The sequence below is a fragment of the Microbacterium sp. UFMG61 genome (assembly GCF_015354505.1).
Classification (GTDB): domain Bacteria; phylum Actinomycetota; class Actinomycetes; order Actinomycetales; family Microbacteriaceae; genus Microbacterium.
Genome location: NZ_JACAFP010000002.1, coordinates 281,519 through 297,766 on the forward strand (window position 1 = coordinate 281,519; position 16,248 = coordinate 297,766).

Below are 16,248 nucleotides of genomic sequence, written 5' to 3' on the forward strand. Positions count from 1 at the left end.
ACCCACTGTTACGCGCGTTGTGCGCGATGCGGCTGCCACGCCCTAGCGTGAGCGCCGATCTGCTTCCCCGACCCGAAGCCTGAGGAGCCCCCATGTCCCTTCTTCCGAGCCGCGGCCGTCGCCGCATCCTTCTCGGTGCCGCCGGCCTCACCGCCGCGACGATCGTCATCGCGGGCTGCGCGGCCCAGGCGCCCGAGTCCGGATCGTCCGGTGCCGACGGCGACTTCTCCGGTCAGACCCTCAACGCCCTGCTCATCACCTCGCACGAGGGCGCCGGCAACTGGCTCAAGGAGCACTTCGAAGAGGAGACCGGCGCCGAGGTGAACCTCACGATCGTGCCCTACGACGAGATCGGCTCGACCCTCGCCCTCGACCAGCAGTCGGGCGCCAACACCTTCGACGTCGCGGCCCCCTGGTACGTCTCGATCGGCGACCTCGCCGAGGGCGGATCGATCCAGGACCTCACCGACTGGATCGCCGACACCCCCTCGCTCGAGGAGGACGACTTCATCCCGTCGATCAACGACCCGTACACGCTGGTCGGCGACCGCCGGTACGGACTGCCCTTCGACGGCGACACCCACGTGCTCTTCTACAACAAGGAGATCCTCGAGCGGAACGGCATCACCGAGCCGCCGGCGACGTGGGACGAGTACCTCGCCGACGTGCAGACCATCACCGAGAACGAGGGCGATGACGGCGTCTACGGGTCGGCGATCTTCGGGCAGAAGTCACCGCTCATCCTCGGCGCCGCGTACGCGAACCGCCTCGCCGGCTTCGGCGGAGAATTCGTCGATGAAGACGGCACGCCGACCATCAACTCGCCCGAAGCCGTGGCCGCCGCGCAGGCGCTGGTGGATGCCGTGCCCTACGCGTTCCCGACGGCTGCCGAGACCGACTTCGGCGTCGGCAACGGCGCCTGGTACGACGGCAAGGTCGGGTTCATCGAGAACTGGACCGACCTGGGCGTGGGGTCGGAGACGAACCCCGACTCGAAGGTCGCGGGCAAGTGGGGCGTGACGACGCTGCCCGTCGGCGGGGAGAACACCGAGGCGCGCGCGTCGCTGGTCGCCGGATTCACGTGGGTCATCGCCGCCAACACGCAGAAGACCGACCTGGCCAAGGCGTTCATCGAGTACGCCGCGTCGAGCGAGGTCAACTCCGAGCTCATCGTCGCCGACCCGCAGACGGGCATCGATCCGAACCGCGAGTCGTCACTCGAGAGCGCGGCCTACGGCGAGACCTACCCCGACCTGCAGCGGGTGAACCGCACGACGCTGAGCGGCTCGCTCGCCTGGCCTACCGGCGAGAACGCCTCGCAGGCGGCGCAGATCCTCACCGACGAGCTCGCGAAGCTGATCGCCGGCGACGGCGGCACCGCGCAGCAGACGCTCGACCGCGTTCAGGCCGAGTGGGAAGAGATCCTTGGCTGACCTCTCGACGAGAGTCCGTCCGACCCGCCCGTCCCGCCTCGTGTCGGGGCGGGCGGGTCGCCGTGCGGCGGTGCTCACCGCCCCGACCGTCCTGGCGATCGTCGTCCTGGGGGCGTACCCGCTGGCGTTCATCCTCGCGGCGGCCTTCACGGACTCGACGCTCGGCCGGCCCTTCCAGGAGTGGGTCGGCACCGAGAATCTCGAAAGCATCCTGACCGATGGCGACGTCGTCGCATCCTTCGTGCGCACGGTCGCCTACGCGATCGTCGTGGCCGTCGTCAGCGTGGCGCTCGGAGTCGCCGTCGCGGTGGCACTGGAGAGGGCGACCCGTGCGGGAGCGGTCGTGCGGACGCTGCTGCTTCTGCCCCTCATCACGCCTCCGGTCGTGGTGGGCACGCTGTGGAAGCTCGTCTTCAATCCCGGAGGCGGGCTGCTCGCGACACTGCTGCCCGGCGTCTCCCTGGCTCCCCTGTCGTCGACCGCGTGGGCGCTGCCCGCGATCGGTCTCGCCGACGTGTGGCAGTGGACGCCGCTCATCGTGATCCTCGTGTACGCCGCGCTGCTGACACAGGATCCGGCCGTGCGCGAGGCGGCATCGCTCGATGGAGCGCACGGCATCGGCCTGTTCCGGCACATCACCTGGCCTGCGATCGCCGGCACGGTGGCTGCGGCCTTCTTCATCAGGATCGTGATCGCGCTCAAGGTGTTCGATCTGGTGTTCGTGATGACCTCGGGCGGCCCCGGCCAGGCATCCACGACCACGACGTACCTCATCCAGCAGGTGGCGCTGAAGGAGTTCGACATCGGGCGGGCCTCGGCCATCACCCTCGTCTTCGCCGTCATCGTCACCGCCGTGACCCTCGGCGTTGCGGCACTCGCACGAAAGGCCCGGAATGAGTGAGCGCACGATCCGCCGGAGGCCGGTGGCGAGCACAGTGCTGTTCATCGCCCTCGCCGTGACGCTGGTGCCGCTCGCGTACCTGTTCTCGGTGTCGCTCATGGGCCGCGACGAGACGGTGTCCGGTGTGCTGTGGAGCGCCGATCCGCACTGGTCGAACTGGGGCGACGTGCTCGCGACCGACATCCCTCGTTCGATCCTCAACTCTCTCGCTGCCGCGATCGGCGGCGCGCTGATCTCGCTCGCGTTCGCGGTGCCGGGTGCCTGGGCGATCGTTCGTCACGACGCGGGCGGCCGCACTCTGGCGGCGACCCTGATGAGTCCGTGGCTGCTCCCGCCGATCGTCGCGGTGGTTCCGCTGCTCTCGCTCCTGCGCGTGGTCGGACTCAACAACACGCTCGTCGGCCTCACCCTCGTCTATGCGCTCGTCAACGTACCGGTCGCGGTCTGGCTGCTCGAGGGGTTCATCCGACGTCTGCCGATCGAGATCGAGGAGGCGGCGCTCATCGACGGCGCGGGGACGGCGCGGATGCTGTGGTCGGTGGTGGTTCCGCTGCTGCTGCCGAGTCTGGTCGCGATCGGCATCATCGTCGCGATCCTGAACTACAACGAGTTCCTCCTCGCGACCTTCCTCACGCAGAGCGTCGACTCGCAGACCTTCCCGGTCGCGCTCTCGCTCTTCTATGGTGATCGCACGCCGCACTTCGGCAAGATCGCCGCGGCATCGTTCATCGGGGTCATTCCGGTGTTCGCGGCCGCCGTGTTCTTCCAGCGCTGGCTCGTCGGGGGGCTGACCGCTGGCGCGGTGCGCTGAATCACGCCCTTCTCGTAAGCCGCAGTTTCGGAATATCGGTGCTGTATACCGGTGATCGCGTCATCCTCGACCGATTCTCTGTTCTCTTAGAAGGGGTCGCGACTGGGCGCGGCCCCAATCGGACTGGGGAAGACGATGACCGGAGAAAACGGTGTTCTGCGCGCTCTTGAGCGCGTGCTCGACGGAAAGTCGCGCGTCGATCGGCGGCGTTCGCGGGCGTATCGCATCGCCGCCGCTCTCGCGGGTGGGGTGCTCGCACTCGCCGGTGCGCTCGGGGCTATGCTCCCCGCGGCGGCGGCTCCGACGGTGACGTATTCCGACGCGATCAGCGGCCTCGTGCTCAGCACCGACAGCGGCAGCGGTGAACTCGGGCAGTGGAACACCGTCCACATCTCCGGGGAGTGGGCGGTTCCCGACGGGGCGCAGGCGGGGGAGACGTTCGGCATGACGCTGCCCGCCGAGTTCAGCCGTCAGGCCGCGGGAGATTTCGAGATCGTCGATCCGGAGACCGGCGCGGTGCTCGCGAACTGCCACGTGTCCGCAGGGCAGGGCCCCGACATCGTCTGCACCCTCACGTCCGAGGTCGAGGGGCTGGAGGAGGTCGGCGGCACCTTCTGGATGCAGGCGCGCGCCTCGCAGTCGACGAGCAGCGAGACCGTCAGCTTCGACCTGGGCGACACGATCGAGATCGTGGATCTGCCCGGCTCCGGAGGGATCGTCCCCGAGAGCCCGGCCGAGCAGGAGGAGCCGTACAAATACGGCGGTGCAACGGCGACCGACGGTCTGCTCAAGTGGACGGTCGGAGTGCCCAGCGGTCATGTCGACGGCGGTGCCTTCACGATCGCGGACACCCTCGACGGCGGTCTCGACGACCACCACTACACGGGCGAGATGCTCCTGCGTCAGAGCAGGGCGCAGGACGGAGTCCTGACGGGTGGCTGGACCTCTGTCGATCCCGCACGATACGAGATGGATTTCGCTGACGACGGACTCTCCTTCCAGCTGACGGCACGCGGACTGCCGACCAGCGGCTATGCCTATGAGCTGATCTACTACACGCAGGCCGACGGCGCGGTCGACGAGGGCGACGTGTTCGGCAATCACGCGATCGTCAACACGACCGAGACGAAGGCGACCTACACCGTGCGCGAGACGGGCGGCGGCGACGGGAGCGGCGTCATGTACACCGACTTCTCGATCACGAAGGTGCTGACCGGCGCTCAGGCGGCCGCGGCGAGCGGTGCGGAGTACACGATCAGATACTCGGTCGAAGGGGCGGATGCTCCGGCGACGACGGTCGCGGTTCCCGTCGGGCAGGCGGTCCGCAGCGCTCGCGCACCGCTCGGATCCACGTTCGTGATCGAGGAGATCGATCTGCCCGTGATCGACGGGGTCGAGTGGGGGGACTGGAGCATCACCGGTGACGGTGTGGTCGATGCGGGCGACGGAACATACGAAGTCACACCGGGCACCTCCGCGGGCGTGGTGCTGACGCTCACGAACATCGCCAACGCCGTCCCGACGCCGACCCCGACGCCGACGCCGACACCTACACCGGTGCCGTCTCCGTCGCCCACCGCGACGCCGACGCCTACCGCGACGCCGACGCCTACCGCGACGCGCACGCCGTTCGCGACGCCGACGCCGACGGCGACCCCCGTGCCGAAGCCGTCCGTGAGTCCGGCGGCTCCGACCGGTGGAGAACTCGCGATCACCGGCGGTGACAACGGGTTGTCGCTGTTGCCGATCGCCGGGGTGCTGCTCATCGGAGGGGCCATCGCAGCCGGAGTCGCTGCGAAGCGTCGAGCGGGTGCTTCACGACGCTGATCACGCACGAGCCGGGAGCGGCATCCGTCGACGCCATGGGTCGACGGATGCCGCTCCTTCGTGCGCGGGCGCGGACCGGCCGCGCAGCGGGCGCGGGCGCGGGCGCGGATCGGCCGTGCAGCGACCGCGGGCGCGGGCGCGGGCCATCGCCTCAGCGGATGGCGTAGACGGCGCCGCCGACGATGACTGCGACGATGGTCGTCCAGCCGATGATCGCGACTGCCTGCCAGATCAGGATGCGCACCTTGCCGACGCCCGACGCCGCGAGCATCGTGGCAGTGAAGTGCGTGGGCAGCAGGAGCGGCCCGAGCAGGCTCACCCCCGGCACCCCGTAGCGCTCGAACGCACGCTGGAACTTCTCGCGCCGGGCTGTGCTCCGTGGCGTCGTCTCCTGCTGTTCCTCACTCACCGTGCCACCGCCCGCGAGGGCCGCCTGGCGGGTCCGTGAGCGATTCACGATCGCTGACCGCGCACCGGAACTGGCGATGACGAGCACCGCGACGCACAGGAAGTTGCCGACCATGGCCGCGATCGCGGCGATGACGGGATTGATGCCGCCGATGATGCCGATGGCGACGGCACCCTCGCCCTCGATGAACGGGATCGCGCCCGCCAGGGCGACGATGAGCGGCTGCACGAGGTCGGGGACCTGCGCGACGATGTCCTGGAAGCTCTCGACGAGATTCATGGTGTTCTCCCTGCGGCTCACTGCGGCGGAGTGTCCGACGCGATGGATCCAGTCCATCCGACTCCTCCGGCGAGCGGCAGTGTCGAGCCGTCACTCATTCTCGGGCGGTTCGCACGCCGCATCCGTGACATCTGTCACGCCCGTATCGTGGGGGCATGAGCAGTCCCTCTCGCCTCTCCGCACCGGCGGGTGATCCGCCGCCCGGTGCACGACAGCTCGCCCGGGGGATCACCGCGACGTGGTGGTACACGTTCTCGGCTGTGGTCTTCGTCGAGCTCTTCCTGGTGTTCGTCTGGACTCTCCGCGTGTTCGTCGAACCGGGCGGTGCTGTCGTGCCGCTCGTCGTCGGCATCGGCGGCCTCGTCTGGTGGCTGTCGACCATGCCGCTGCTGGCCGATTACCGTCGTCGCCTCGACGCCGAGGCGGGAATTCCGTGGGCCCGCATCGCCGCCCCGCTGCTGATCGCCATCGGCTACGGGGTCGCGGCGGGGATCCTCGCAGACAGCCTGCTGCTCGGTGCGATGCCGATCGCGCAGTCGATCGTGCTGCTGAACTGGCCCCGCGGGGTGCGCTATCGCGTGGTCCTCTTCTTGACGGCGCTCCTGATCGTGCTGGCATTCGTCGACGGAGCGCGAGGCGCGACCGTCGGCGGCCCGGAAGTCTGGGGCCCCTCGCTCTATGCGGTGCTGATCCTGTCGATGACGGTGAGCTCCCTGTGGTGGTGGGATGTCCTCGTCGCGCTCGACCGCGCTCGTGCCTCCGAGTCCCGGCTCGCCGCGACCCAGGAGCGACTGCGCGTCGCGACCGATGTGCACGACCTGCAGGGCCATCACCTGCAGGTCATCGCGCTGCAGCTGGAGCTGGCGGAGCGGCTGATGGAGCGCGACCCGGCAGCAGCGCTCGAGCAGCTGCGGCTGGCGCGGGGCAGTGTCGATGACGCGAGGCAGGGGACCCGCGATCTGGCGACGCAGTTCCGCACGGTGCCGCTTGCAGACGAGGTCGCGAACGCGCGAGACCTGCTGTCGGCGGCCGGTCTCGAGGTCGACACCGCGATCGCTGCGGACACGGATCAGGCACCCGCGGACGCTCTCGGACCGGTGATCCGAGAGACGACCACCAACGTGCTCCGCCACGGCGCGGGTCGCCGCGCTCGCCTCTCCCTGTCTCGAGTCGCGGAGGGGTGGCGTTTCGAGATCGTCAACGACGCCGACCCGGCGGCACCCGGGGATCGGATCGGCTCCGGGATCGACGGCGTGCGACGCCGCATCACCGAGGCAGGGGGGACGCTCGAGATCCGAGAGGCAGAGGGAGAATTCGGTGTGATCGTGACGGTACCGGCACGGGGGTCCGCACCGACGAGCGAGGGTCTGCGGCGATGATCCGGGTGCTGCTGGCCGACGACGAGGCGATGATCCGCTCCGCCCTCGCCGCACTGTTGCGGTTGGAGGGCGACATCGAAGTGGTGTCCGAGTGCGCCGACGGCGAGCAGGCGGTGGCCGAAGCCCTCCGGCTGGAGCCGGACGTCTGCCTGCTCGACCTCGAGATGCCGGGGCTCGACGGAGTCGAGGTCGCGGAGCGACTGAATCGCGCCATCGCCACCCGATGCGTCGTGGTCACACGTCATGCTCGACCAGGCGTGCTGCGGCGTGCTCTGGCATCCGGAGTCTCCGGATTCCTCCCGAAATCTCGGGGCGCCGACCAGGTTGCCGACGTCATCCGTCGCGTCGCGGCGGGTGCGCGGTACGTGGATCCCGAGATCGCGGCGGATGCTCTGAGCGACGAACGGGCGCCGCTCACCGACCGCGAACTCGACGTGCTGCGTGCTGGTCGACGAGGGGAGACGACAGGGCAGATCGCACGGTCCCTGTCGCTCGCGCCGGGGACCGTGCGAAACCACATCTCGGCTGTGCTCGCGAAGCTGGCGGTGGGTACGCGTCAGCAGGCGGTGCTGCTGGCGGAGGAGCGCGGCTGGATCTGATCCGCGCCGACGTGCCCTCGGTTCCGCGCCGTGGGAGGGGAAGTGCGGGTGGAGCCGTGGGAGAGGGCTCCACCCGCGAACCGCGCTGGATGGGGAGTGGCGCGGCCCAGACGTGGATCGAGCTGTTCCCCCGTGCTCGCCATTCGTCTCACCTTCAAGACCACGACGGGGCGGAATGATGACGCACCCTCACGAAAAACATGCAGGGAATATCGCTCAGTGGGTACGGTGGCGGTGGTCGTCATCGTCGCCGTCATCATGGTCGTCGTCGAGAAGCATCCCGATCGACGTCGCACAGGCGTCGCCCTTCCATGCCTCGGCGCCTTCACGGACGGCGAACGCTGCGATCACGAGACCGGCGACCGCATCCGCCCACCACCAGCCGAGCAGCGAGTTGAGCGCGAGGCCCACGAGCACCGCGGCCGAGAGATACGTGCAGATCAGAGTCTGCTTCGCGTCCGCCACCGCGGTCGCGGATCCGAGCTCCTGCCCCGCGCGGCGCTCGGCGAGTGAGAGGAAGGGCATCACGAGCACGCTCACCGCGGTCAGGACGAGCCCGACTGTGCTGTGCTCGGGACGCTCGCCGGAGAAGAGCGCGAATCCCGACGAGGCGGTGACGTAGGCGGCCAGGGCGAAGAACGCCACGGCGATCACGCGCAGCGTCGGCTTCTCCCAGCGTTCGGGGTCTTTCCGCGAGAACTGCCAGGCGACGGCCGCCGCTGACAGGACCTCGATCGTCGAGTCGAGTCCGAAGCCGATCAGCGCCGCCGACGACGCGATCGAGCCGGCAGTGAGAGCGACCACCGCCTCGACGACGTTGTAGGCGATGGTGATTCCGACGATCAGGCGGATGCGGCGATGCAGGGTGTTCTTTCGCGCGGAGGACACGATCGGGAGCGACATCAGCAGGTGCACCCATCGTCGTCGCAGCACGTCGGATCGACGATGAGGGCGACACGCATCAGTTCTTCGAGTGCCGGAGCGAGATGCGGATCCGCGAGCTCGTATCGTGTGCGCCGACCCTCTGCGACACCCACGACCAGTCCGCATCCACGGAGACAGGCCAGATGGTTCGAGAGGAGTTGCCGGCTCACACCGAGATCATCGGCCAGGTCCGACGGATACGCGGGCGCCTCGCGCAGGGCGAGCAGGATCGCGGCGCGCGACGTGTCGGAGAGCGCGTGGCCGAGGCGCGCCACGGCTGCCGTGTGGGGGAGGGATGCGGTGAGGGTCACCGTATCAGAATACAGAAATTCCTGAATTCAGAAGATAGTGAATCGACGAGAGTGGTCATGTCAGCGCGCAACAGTCCGGAAACGTCGCCTCGGTAGCGTGGTCATCGCCGCCGAGGGAAGACGAAGGAGCGTGTGGACCATGGGTGTCACGATCGAACGGGTCGAGTGGATGCACGACGATGCCGAGCGCCTGCGCAGGGCGCAGCGGGCGGAGCTCGATGCTCGGTACGGCAGCGACGATCACGAGCCGGGGATCATCCCGACGGCCGACGACGTCGCGGTCTTCCTGATCGCGCGCGACGACGACGGCGAGGCTGTCGTCTGCGGTGGATTGCGTCCGCTCGATGCCGGGGTGCTCGGCCCCGACGTCGCCGAGATCAAGCGCATGTACGCCGCCCCGGCGAGTCGCGGCACGGGTGCCGCCGTCGCGGTGCTGCACGCCCTCGAAGACGAGGCGCGACGCCTCGGCATCCGACGTCTGGTACTGGAGACCGGCACCGCGCAGCCCGATGCGGTGCGCTTCTACGAGCGCGAGGGGTATGAGCCGATCCCGCTGTACGGCCATTATGTCGGCAGCGACCTCTCGCTCTGCTTCGCGCGGGAGCTCTTCGACAGCTGACGGACCTCAGCGCATCCGCTCGACGATGACCGCCGACTCCGACGCGACGACGAGCTGCCCCGCACGCCTTCGTGACGGCATGGTCTCGAGCAGCACGACATCCGTCTCCGCAGTGTCGAAGGCGATGTCGCCTGCCGTCAGATTCACGAGCACCGACGTCTGCCCCCGGTCGATCCGGAACGCGCGGGCCCCGGGCGCCGCGTCGGGCGTCGCGAGCGTGGCGCGCGTGCGCGTCTGATCGGGGTCCGTGAGATCGGGATTCTGACTGCGGAGCGCGATGAGTCGGCGATAGAGGTCGAGCAGGCCGGCGTGCTCCGGTGCCGAGGGCTCGCGCCAGTCGAGGTGTGAGCGATCGAAGGTCGCGGGGTCCTGCGGGTCGGGCACCAGTGCGGGGTCCCAGCCCATCTTCGCGAACTCGCCGATGCGCCCTTCTGCGGTGGCCCGTGCCAGCTCCGGCTCGGGGTGTGAGGTGAAGAACTGCCACGGCGTGGTCGCGCCCCATTCCTCGCCCATGAACAGCATGGGTGTGCCCGGGGCGGTGAGGGTGAGCACGGCGGCGACGTCGAGTCGCGCGCGCGACAGCGTGGCCGTGAGACGATCGCCCGCGGCACGATTGCCGATCTGGTCGTGATCCTGCGCGAACGTGACCAGTCGCCAGGCGGGCACCTCGGCGGGCAGCGGATAACCGTGCGTGCGTCCCCGGAACGACGAGAAGGTGCCGTCGTGGAAGAAGCCGTGCTCGGTGACCTTGACGAGTGCGCCGGGGGCAGCGAAGTCGGCGTAGTACCCCGCGGTCTCGCCGGTGAGAGCGACGTGCGCGGCGTGGTGCCAGTCGTCGGACCACTGTGCGGTGAGGCCGTGTCCGCCGGCCTCGCGAGGCAGGATCATGATGGGGTCGTTGAGGTCCGACTCGGCGATCAGGCTCAGCGGCCGATCGAGCTGGGCCGACAGCGCATCGACCCGCTCGGACAGCTCGCGAAGGATGTGAGGCGTTTGCTCGTCGTGCAGGGCGTGCACGGCATCCAGGCGCAGGCCGTCGACATGGAAGTCACGCAACCACATCAGGGCGTTCTCGATGATGTACTCGCGCACGGCGCGCTCGTCGAGATTCACCGAGTCGCCCCAGGAGGTCTGCTCGCCGGTGCGCAGGTACGGCCCGAACTCGGGCAGGTAGTTGCCGCTCGGACCCAGGTGGTTGTAGACCACGTCCTGGATCACCGCGAGACCGCGCCGATGGGCGGCGTCGACGAAGCGCTGGTATCCGGCGGGGCCTCCGTAGGCCTCGTGCACCGTGTACCAGAGCACACCGTCGTATCCCCAGTTCCAGGTGCCGCTGAAGGCGTTGACCGGAAGAAGCTCGATGTGGGTGATGCCGAGGTCGACGAGGTGATCGAGTCGCCCGATCAGGGCATCCAGAGTCCCTTCGGGCGTGAAGGTGCCGACGTGCAGTTCGTAGATCACCGCTCCGGCGAGCTGCCGCCCTGTCCAGTCCGCGTCGGTCCACTCGAAGCGAGAGGCGTCGAACAGCGCGGACGAACCGTGTACTCCGTGGGGCTGTCGTCGGGACCGAGGATCGGGGCGCAGGTCGTCTCGGCCGTCGAGGAGGAACCCGTAGCGCTCACCCTCCGCCATCGCGACATCCGCACTCCACCAGCCCTCCTCGTCAGGTGCCGGCGTGAGGTCGTGCTCCGAGATCGGCACGCGGGCGGGTGTCAACCGTCGCAGGCGCACGCTCGTCGCGTGCGGGGCCCACACCGAGATCATCGATCCTCCACCAGCAGCGCGACGGGGTAGGTGTCGAGCAGATCGGCCATCAGAATCGGTCCTTCGTCGAACCGCCGGCCGGTGAGCGCATCCTGCACCGGAAGGTCACGATGCAACAGCACGGTGTCTCCCCAGCCGCCGCGGCGTGCCAGCGCGACCGGCAGACGCGTGGCCACCGCGATCACGCCGCCCCGGTCCATCGCGACGGCGTGCGCCGACGCCTCGCCGGCGATGCCGGCGGGCCGGTAGCCGGTGAAGAGATCGGCGTGGTCACGCCGCAGGCGCAGTGCGCGCGAGGTCACGAGCAGCTTCGCGAGGCCGGAGTCGTCGATCGCGGGAAGGACGCCGCGCGCGACGTCGTCGTCGAGCTGACGCAGCATCTCCGACCGTGCGGCGAAGTCGACGGGCCGGCGGTTGTCGGGGTCGACCAGGGAGTGGTCCCAGAGCTCGGTGCCCTGGTAGACGTCGGGAACGCCCGGTGCGGCGAGCTGGAGCAGCTTGGCCGACAGCGAGTTGACCCGACCCGGAGCGATGATCTCCTGCACGAAACGCTCGAGCACGTCTCGGGCGGATCCGTTCGCGGCATCCGCGATCGCGAGCACACCCTCCTCGAACTCCTCGTCGGGATGCTGCCATCCGGTCGTCTCGGCGGCCTCGCGTGCCGCTTTCAGACCGTAGTCGCGCAGGCGCTGAGACGAGATCGGCCAGGCACCGACCGCCGCCTGCCACAGCAGTGCGTCGAGCGGGCCGTGACCTGTCGAGGCGATGCCCCGGAGCTCGGTGAGCGCCTCGGCCCAGCGCTCGGGCACCTCCGCGAGCACCGACAGGCGCGCGCGGACGTCTTCCGAGCGTTTCGTGTCATGCGTGGACAGAGCCGTCATCGAGTGCGGCCACGAGGCGAGTCGTGCCTGCTGCGCCGCGTGGAAGTCGTCGACCGAGAGAGACGTGATCGAGGGATCGCCACCGACCTCGGTCAGGGTGCCCAGACGTGTGAAGCGATAGAACGCGGTGTCCTCCACGCCCTTCGCCATCACCGCACCGGTCACCTGGGGGAACCGCTCGGCAACCTCGAGGCTCGTGTCCCTGAGCAGAGGCGCGAGCTCGCCGATCGCTTCGGCGAGGTCGGGACGCCGTGTCGCCGCATCGTCGATCGCGTGCTCCAGGTGCTCTCGACCGGCCGGAAGGTACGCCCGATACACGGGGAAGCTCGCGATGATCTCGGTCAGGGCGTCCTCGGCATCGACCACGCCGAAGGGAAGCGCTCGCACGAGTCTGCGCACCTCGGACTGCAGCAGGTCGTCGGCGACCATCCGCTTGGTCGTGAGTATCAGGTCTTGCCAGGCCTCGGCGGCGGGCAGCGTGGTCTCGGCGCGCAGCCGGGCGTCGAGTTCGTCGAGAGCGTCGACGCCGGCTCCGTCGACCAGCACGCGGTCGATCTCGCCGAGGGCGTCGTAGCCGGTGGTGCCGTCGGTGCGCCACCAGGAGGGCAGCTGCTCGCCGGGCTCCAGGATCTTCTCGACCAGGGTGTAGGCGGCGCCTGTCGCATCGGCGAGATGCTCCAGGTAGGCGCCGGGGTCCGAAAGGCCGTCGGGGTGGTCGACGCGCAGCCCGTCCGCGAGGCCCTCGACGATCCACCGGGCGATCTCGCGGTGCGACTCGTCGAACACGTCGGGGAGTTCGACACGGATGCCGGCGAGCTCGGAGACCGCGAAGAAGCGGCGGTAGTCGAGATCGGTGTTCTGGTCTTCCCAGAACCGCAGCTCGTAGTGCTGGGCGTCGAGCAGTGCGGGCAGGTCGGCCGCGAGTTCTCCCGTGTCGGGTGCCAGCGGCAGCACGTGGTCGAAGTAGGTCAGGACGCCGTCCGGAGCATCGTCCGCGGGCGTCGTGTCGATCACGATCTCGCCGGCGGCGAGCACCTCTTCGAGCGAGGACCCGAGGATCGGCAGTCGCACCCGTCCCTCGGCGACACGCGTGTCGATGTCGAAGGCCACCGCGTGCCGCGAGGCACCACCGAGCCGCAGCATGTCCCACCACCACAGGTTCGCGCGAGGGATCGCCACCCCCACGTGGTTCGGCACGATGTCGACGAGGATGCCGAGCCCGGCTCCGCGAGCGGCGGCGGCGAAGCGCTCCAGGCCCTCCGGGCCGCCGCGGGCGTCGTCGACCCGCGAGTGGTCGACGACGTCGTATCCGTGGTCGGAGCCCGGTACCGCTGCGAGCAACGGCGACAGATATGCCCAGGACGAGCCGAGGTCGGACAGGTACTCCGTGACCGCCGCGGCGTCGTCGAGCGTGAATCCGGCGCGGATCTGCAGGCGATACGTCGACAGGGGGCGCTGGGTCATCGAGGCAGCTCCGGGGTCGGTGCGGGCGACGGGGTCTCGGCGCGCTCGGTCTGGATGCGCAGGGAGGCCTCGACGGAATCGTCCGTCGGCACCTCGGTCTGGTCGAGCTCGCGCAGCACGAGCAGTGAGTGGGCTTCCAGAGTCACGGGTGCTCCGGCGTCGAGCGGCGTTCCCCCTGCCCGATCGGAGGCGGTGTCGATGGCCACCTCCCAGGCGAGTCCGTGCCGCTCGTCCGGCAGTACGGCATCGATCGCATCCGCTCCGCTGTGGAAGTACACGAGGAAGTTCTGATCAGCGACCGGTCGGCCGCGGCGATCCTTCTCGCGGATTCCCTGGCCGTTGAGGAACATGCCGATCGCCTGCCCGAACCCCGAGTCCCAGTCCTCCGGCTCCATCCGACGTCCGTCGGGGCGGAGCCAGACCACATCGGGCACGCGCTCGCCGTCTTCGGAGCGCACGGGTCGCCCGTCGAAGAAGCGGCTGCGCCGGAAGGTCGGATGCGAGCGTCGTAGCCGGGCCACAGCGGCCGTGAACTCGACCAGGGGTCGATCCGCAGCCTCCCAGTCGACCCAGGTGATCTCGTTGTCCTGCGCGTAGCCGTTGTTGTTGCCGTCCTGCGTGCGTCCGAGCTCGTCGCCGTGAGCGATCATCGGCACTCCCTGCGACAGCAGCAGCGTCGCCAGGAAGTTGCGCTGCTGCCGGGCGCGGATGCGGTTGACGGCCTCGTCGTCGGTCGGACCCTCCACTCCGTTGTTCTCGGAGCGGTTGTGCGATTCCCCGTCGTTGTTGTCCTCGCCGTTGGCGTCGTTGTGCTTCTCGTTGTACGACACGAGGTCGCGCAGCGTGAAGCCGTCATGCGCGGTGACGAAGTTGATCGATGCCACGGGGCGCCGACCGGAGTGCTCGTAGAGGTCGGCGGACCCCGTCAGCCGCGAAGCGAACTCCCCGAGGGCCTGAGGCTCGCCGCGCCAGAAGTCGCGCACGGTGTCGCGGTACTTGCCGTTCCACTCGGTCCACTGCGGGGGGAAGTTGCCGACCTGGTAGCCACCGGGTCCGACGTCCCACGGCTCGGCGATCAGCTTCACCTGCGAGACGATCGGGTCCTGCTGCACGAGCTCGAAGAAGGCCGCGAGTCGGTCGACGTCGTAGAACTCGCGAGCGAGGGTCGACGCCAGGTCGAAGCGGAATCCGTCGACGTGCATCTCGGTGACCCAGTAGCGCAGCGAGTCCATGATCAGCTGCAGCGCATGCGGGTTGCCCGCGTTGAGGCTGTTTCCCGTCCCGGTGTAGTCGGTGTAGTAGCGACGGTCCTCTTCGAGCCGGTAGTACGCCTCGTTGTCGATGCCCCTCATCGAGAGCATCGGGCCCATGTGGTTGCCCTCGGCGGTGTGGTTGTAGACCACGTCGAGGATCACCTCGATGCCGGCGGCGTGCAGAGCGCGCACCATCGCCTTGAACTCCTGCACCTGCTGGCCGTGCTGGCCGCTCGAGGCGTAGTCGTTGTGCGGTGCGAAGAACGCGAGGGTGTTGTAGCCCCAGTAGTTCGTCAGTCCCTTGTCGAGAAGCGTCGAGTCGTAGACGAACTGGTGCACCGGCATCAGCTCGATCGCGGTGATCCCGAGATGCACGAGGTGCTCGATGACCGAGGGATGCGCGATGCCGGCGTACGTGCCGCGGAGTTCCTCCGGCACGTCGGGATGCCGCTCGGTGAGGCCCTTGACGTGCGCCTCATAGATCACGGTCTGCGCATAGGGCGTCTTGGGCAGACGGTCGCCGGCCCACTCGAAGAAGGGATTGATGACGACGCCCTTGACCATCGTGGCGGCGGAGTCCTCGTCGTTGCGCGAATCGGGGTCGCCGAAGTCGTAGCCGAAGAGCGGCTGACCCCAGTCGATGCGTCCGGCCACCGACTTGGCGTAGGGGTCGAGCAGAAGCTTGTTCGGATTGAAGCGCTGGCCCTGAGCAGGGTCGTACGAGCCGTGCACGCGGTATCCGTAGAGCTGACCGGGCTGCACCGACGGCAGGTAGCCGTGCCACACGAAGGCGTCGACCTCTTCGAGGGGGACGCGCTCCTCGTTGCCGTCGTCGTCGAACAGGCACAGCTCGACCTTCTCGGCGGCCTCACTGAACAGGGCGAAGTTCGTGCCTTGACCGTCGAAGGTCGCGCCGAGCGGATAGGGGGAACCGGGCCAGACGTCGTGGCTCACTGAGCGCGCCGAGTCGCGACGGCGCGGTGCAGAACGGTCTTCACGGCGTTATGGAAGTCATGCACTTGAGCGATCTCCTCGGAGTGGGGGTACGGGTGTCCGACGTAGCAGACGAACACCGGATGCACGTGTTCGACGTAGCCTACGGGTCCGTCGTGAAGCACGACGTAGCGTTCGAGGTCGACTCTCTCGTAGAGAGGCTCGTCGGGCGTGCGCTCTGTCTGGGGAGCCTGGCTGTCTGCGGGCAGTCGGTCATGCGCGGCATGGGTCTTCGCACTCATGATGGCTCCTGATTCTGTTGATGGTGCTCACGCTACGGCCGAGCAGAATTCCGCGATATCCCATTGCCAGGTCGACGATCACGCGCTATGTCGCGAGAGTGGGAGGCGGGCGAGCCGTTCTCAGGCGAGCGATTCCGGGAGCTGCGTGTCATCACCGCG

The 16,248-nt window shown here is 68.8% G+C and carries 14 protein-coding genes; 7 read left to right on the forward strand and 7 right to left on the reverse strand.

The window, feature by feature from the left end; genetic code table 11:
• Nucleotides 1-92: 92 nt before the first annotated feature.
• The 4 genes from IXW21_RS03230 to IXW21_RS03245 all read left to right on the forward strand — a co-directional run bounded on the left by IXW21_RS03230 (nt 93) and on the right by IXW21_RS03245 (nt 4,972).
• The gene (locus IXW21_RS03230) at nt 93-1,433 is read left to right on the forward strand and encodes an ABC transporter substrate-binding protein (RefSeq protein WP_194762818.1); all 1,341 of its coding nucleotides are present in this window, start codon (nt 93-95) and stop codon (nt 1,431-1,433) included.
• On the forward strand, nt 1,426-2,334 hold the full coding sequence (locus IXW21_RS03235) for a carbohydrate ABC transporter permease (RefSeq protein WP_194762819.1): 909 nt from the start codon (nt 1,426-1,428) through the stop codon (nt 2,332-2,334). Before IXW21_RS03230 ends, IXW21_RS03235 begins: the two co-directional genes overlap by 8 nt.
• On the forward strand, nt 2,327-3,145 hold the full coding sequence (locus tag IXW21_RS03240; protein WP_194762820.1) for a carbohydrate ABC transporter permease: 819 nt from the start codon (nt 2,327-2,329) through the stop codon (nt 3,143-3,145). Before IXW21_RS03235 ends, IXW21_RS03240 begins: the two co-directional genes overlap by 8 nt.
• A gap of 135 nt (nt 3,146-3,280) precedes the next feature.
• Nucleotides 3,281-4,972, forward strand: a complete 1,692-nt coding sequence (locus IXW21_RS03245; protein WP_194762821.1) for an Ig-like domain-containing protein — start codon at nt 3,281-3,283, stop codon at nt 4,970-4,972.
• A gap of 151 nt (nt 4,973-5,123) precedes the next feature.
• On the opposite strand, the gene IXW21_RS03250 is transcribed toward IXW21_RS03245, so the two are convergent.
• Nucleotides 5,124-5,660 carry a small multidrug efflux protein gene (locus IXW21_RS03250; RefSeq protein WP_194762920.1) on the reverse strand — a complete coding sequence of 179 codons (537 nt, stop codon included), beginning with the start codon at nt 5,658-5,660 and terminating at the stop codon, nt 5,124-5,126.
• Nucleotides 5,661-5,815: 155 nt separating this feature from the next.
• Here IXW21_RS03250 and IXW21_RS03255 point away from each other — a divergent pair, with 155 nt between their 5' ends.
• A complete protein-coding gene (locus IXW21_RS03255; protein ID WP_194762822.1) occupies nt 5,816-7,039 on the forward strand; it encodes a sensor histidine kinase in 1,224 nt (407 codons plus the stop codon).
• Nucleotides 7,036-7,638 carry a response regulator transcription factor gene (locus tag IXW21_RS03260; RefSeq protein WP_194762823.1) on the forward strand — a complete coding sequence of 201 codons (603 nt, stop codon included), beginning with the start codon at nt 7,036-7,038 and terminating at the stop codon, nt 7,636-7,638. Before IXW21_RS03255 ends, IXW21_RS03260 begins: the two co-directional genes overlap by 4 nt.
• Nucleotides 7,639-7,854: 216 nt before the next feature.
• On the opposite strand, the gene IXW21_RS03265 is transcribed toward IXW21_RS03260, so the two are convergent.
• Both IXW21_RS03265 and IXW21_RS03270 read right to left on the reverse strand, forming a co-directional pair.
• The gene (locus IXW21_RS03265) at nt 7,855-8,541 is read right to left on the reverse strand and encodes a cation diffusion facilitator family transporter (protein WP_194762922.1); all 687 of its coding nucleotides are present in this window, start codon (nt 8,539-8,541) and stop codon (nt 7,855-7,857) included.
• Nucleotides 8,541-8,873, reverse strand: coding sequence for a metalloregulator ArsR/SmtB family transcription factor (locus IXW21_RS03270; protein ID WP_323742151.1), 333 nt, complete (start codon nt 8,871-8,873; stop codon nt 8,541-8,543). The genes IXW21_RS03265 and IXW21_RS03270 overlap by 1 nt, the downstream gene beginning before the upstream one ends.
• A gap of 139 nt (nt 8,874-9,012) precedes the next feature.
• Here IXW21_RS03270 and IXW21_RS03275 point away from each other — a divergent pair, with 139 nt between their 5' ends.
• Complete coding sequence (locus IXW21_RS03275; protein WP_194762824.1) at nt 9,013-9,492, forward strand: GNAT family N-acetyltransferase; 480 nt, start codon at nt 9,013-9,015, stop codon at nt 9,490-9,492.
• Between the two features lie 6 nt (nt 9,493-9,498).
• Here IXW21_RS03275 and treZ read toward each other — a convergent pair whose 3' ends face one another.
• From treZ to IXW21_RS03295, 4 genes are read right to left on the reverse strand one after another with little or no spacing between them, the layout of a single operon-like run.
• Nucleotides 9,499-11,256 carry a malto-oligosyltrehalose trehalohydrolase gene (gene treZ / locus IXW21_RS03280; protein ID WP_194762825.1) on the reverse strand — a complete coding sequence of 586 codons (1,758 nt, stop codon included), beginning with the start codon at nt 11,254-11,256 and terminating at the stop codon, nt 9,499-9,501.
• The gene (treY, locus tag IXW21_RS03285) at nt 11,253-13,601 is read right to left on the reverse strand and encodes a malto-oligosyltrehalose synthase (RefSeq protein ID WP_194762826.1); all 2,349 of its coding nucleotides are present in this window, start codon (nt 13,599-13,601) and stop codon (nt 11,253-11,255) included. Before treY ends, treZ begins: the two co-directional genes overlap by 4 nt.
• The gene (gene glgX, locus IXW21_RS03290; RefSeq protein ID WP_194762827.1) at nt 13,598-15,808 is read right to left on the reverse strand and encodes a glycogen debranching protein GlgX; all 2,211 of its coding nucleotides are present in this window, start codon (nt 15,806-15,808) and stop codon (nt 13,598-13,600) included. Before glgX ends, treY begins: the two co-directional genes overlap by 4 nt.
• Nucleotides 15,805-16,089: a hypothetical protein gene (locus IXW21_RS03295; RefSeq protein WP_194762828.1), complete on the reverse strand. Its 285-nt coding sequence runs from the start codon at nt 16,087-16,089 to the stop codon at nt 15,805-15,807. Before IXW21_RS03295 ends, glgX begins: the two co-directional genes overlap by 4 nt.
• Nucleotides 16,090-16,248: the final 159 nt, after the last annotated feature.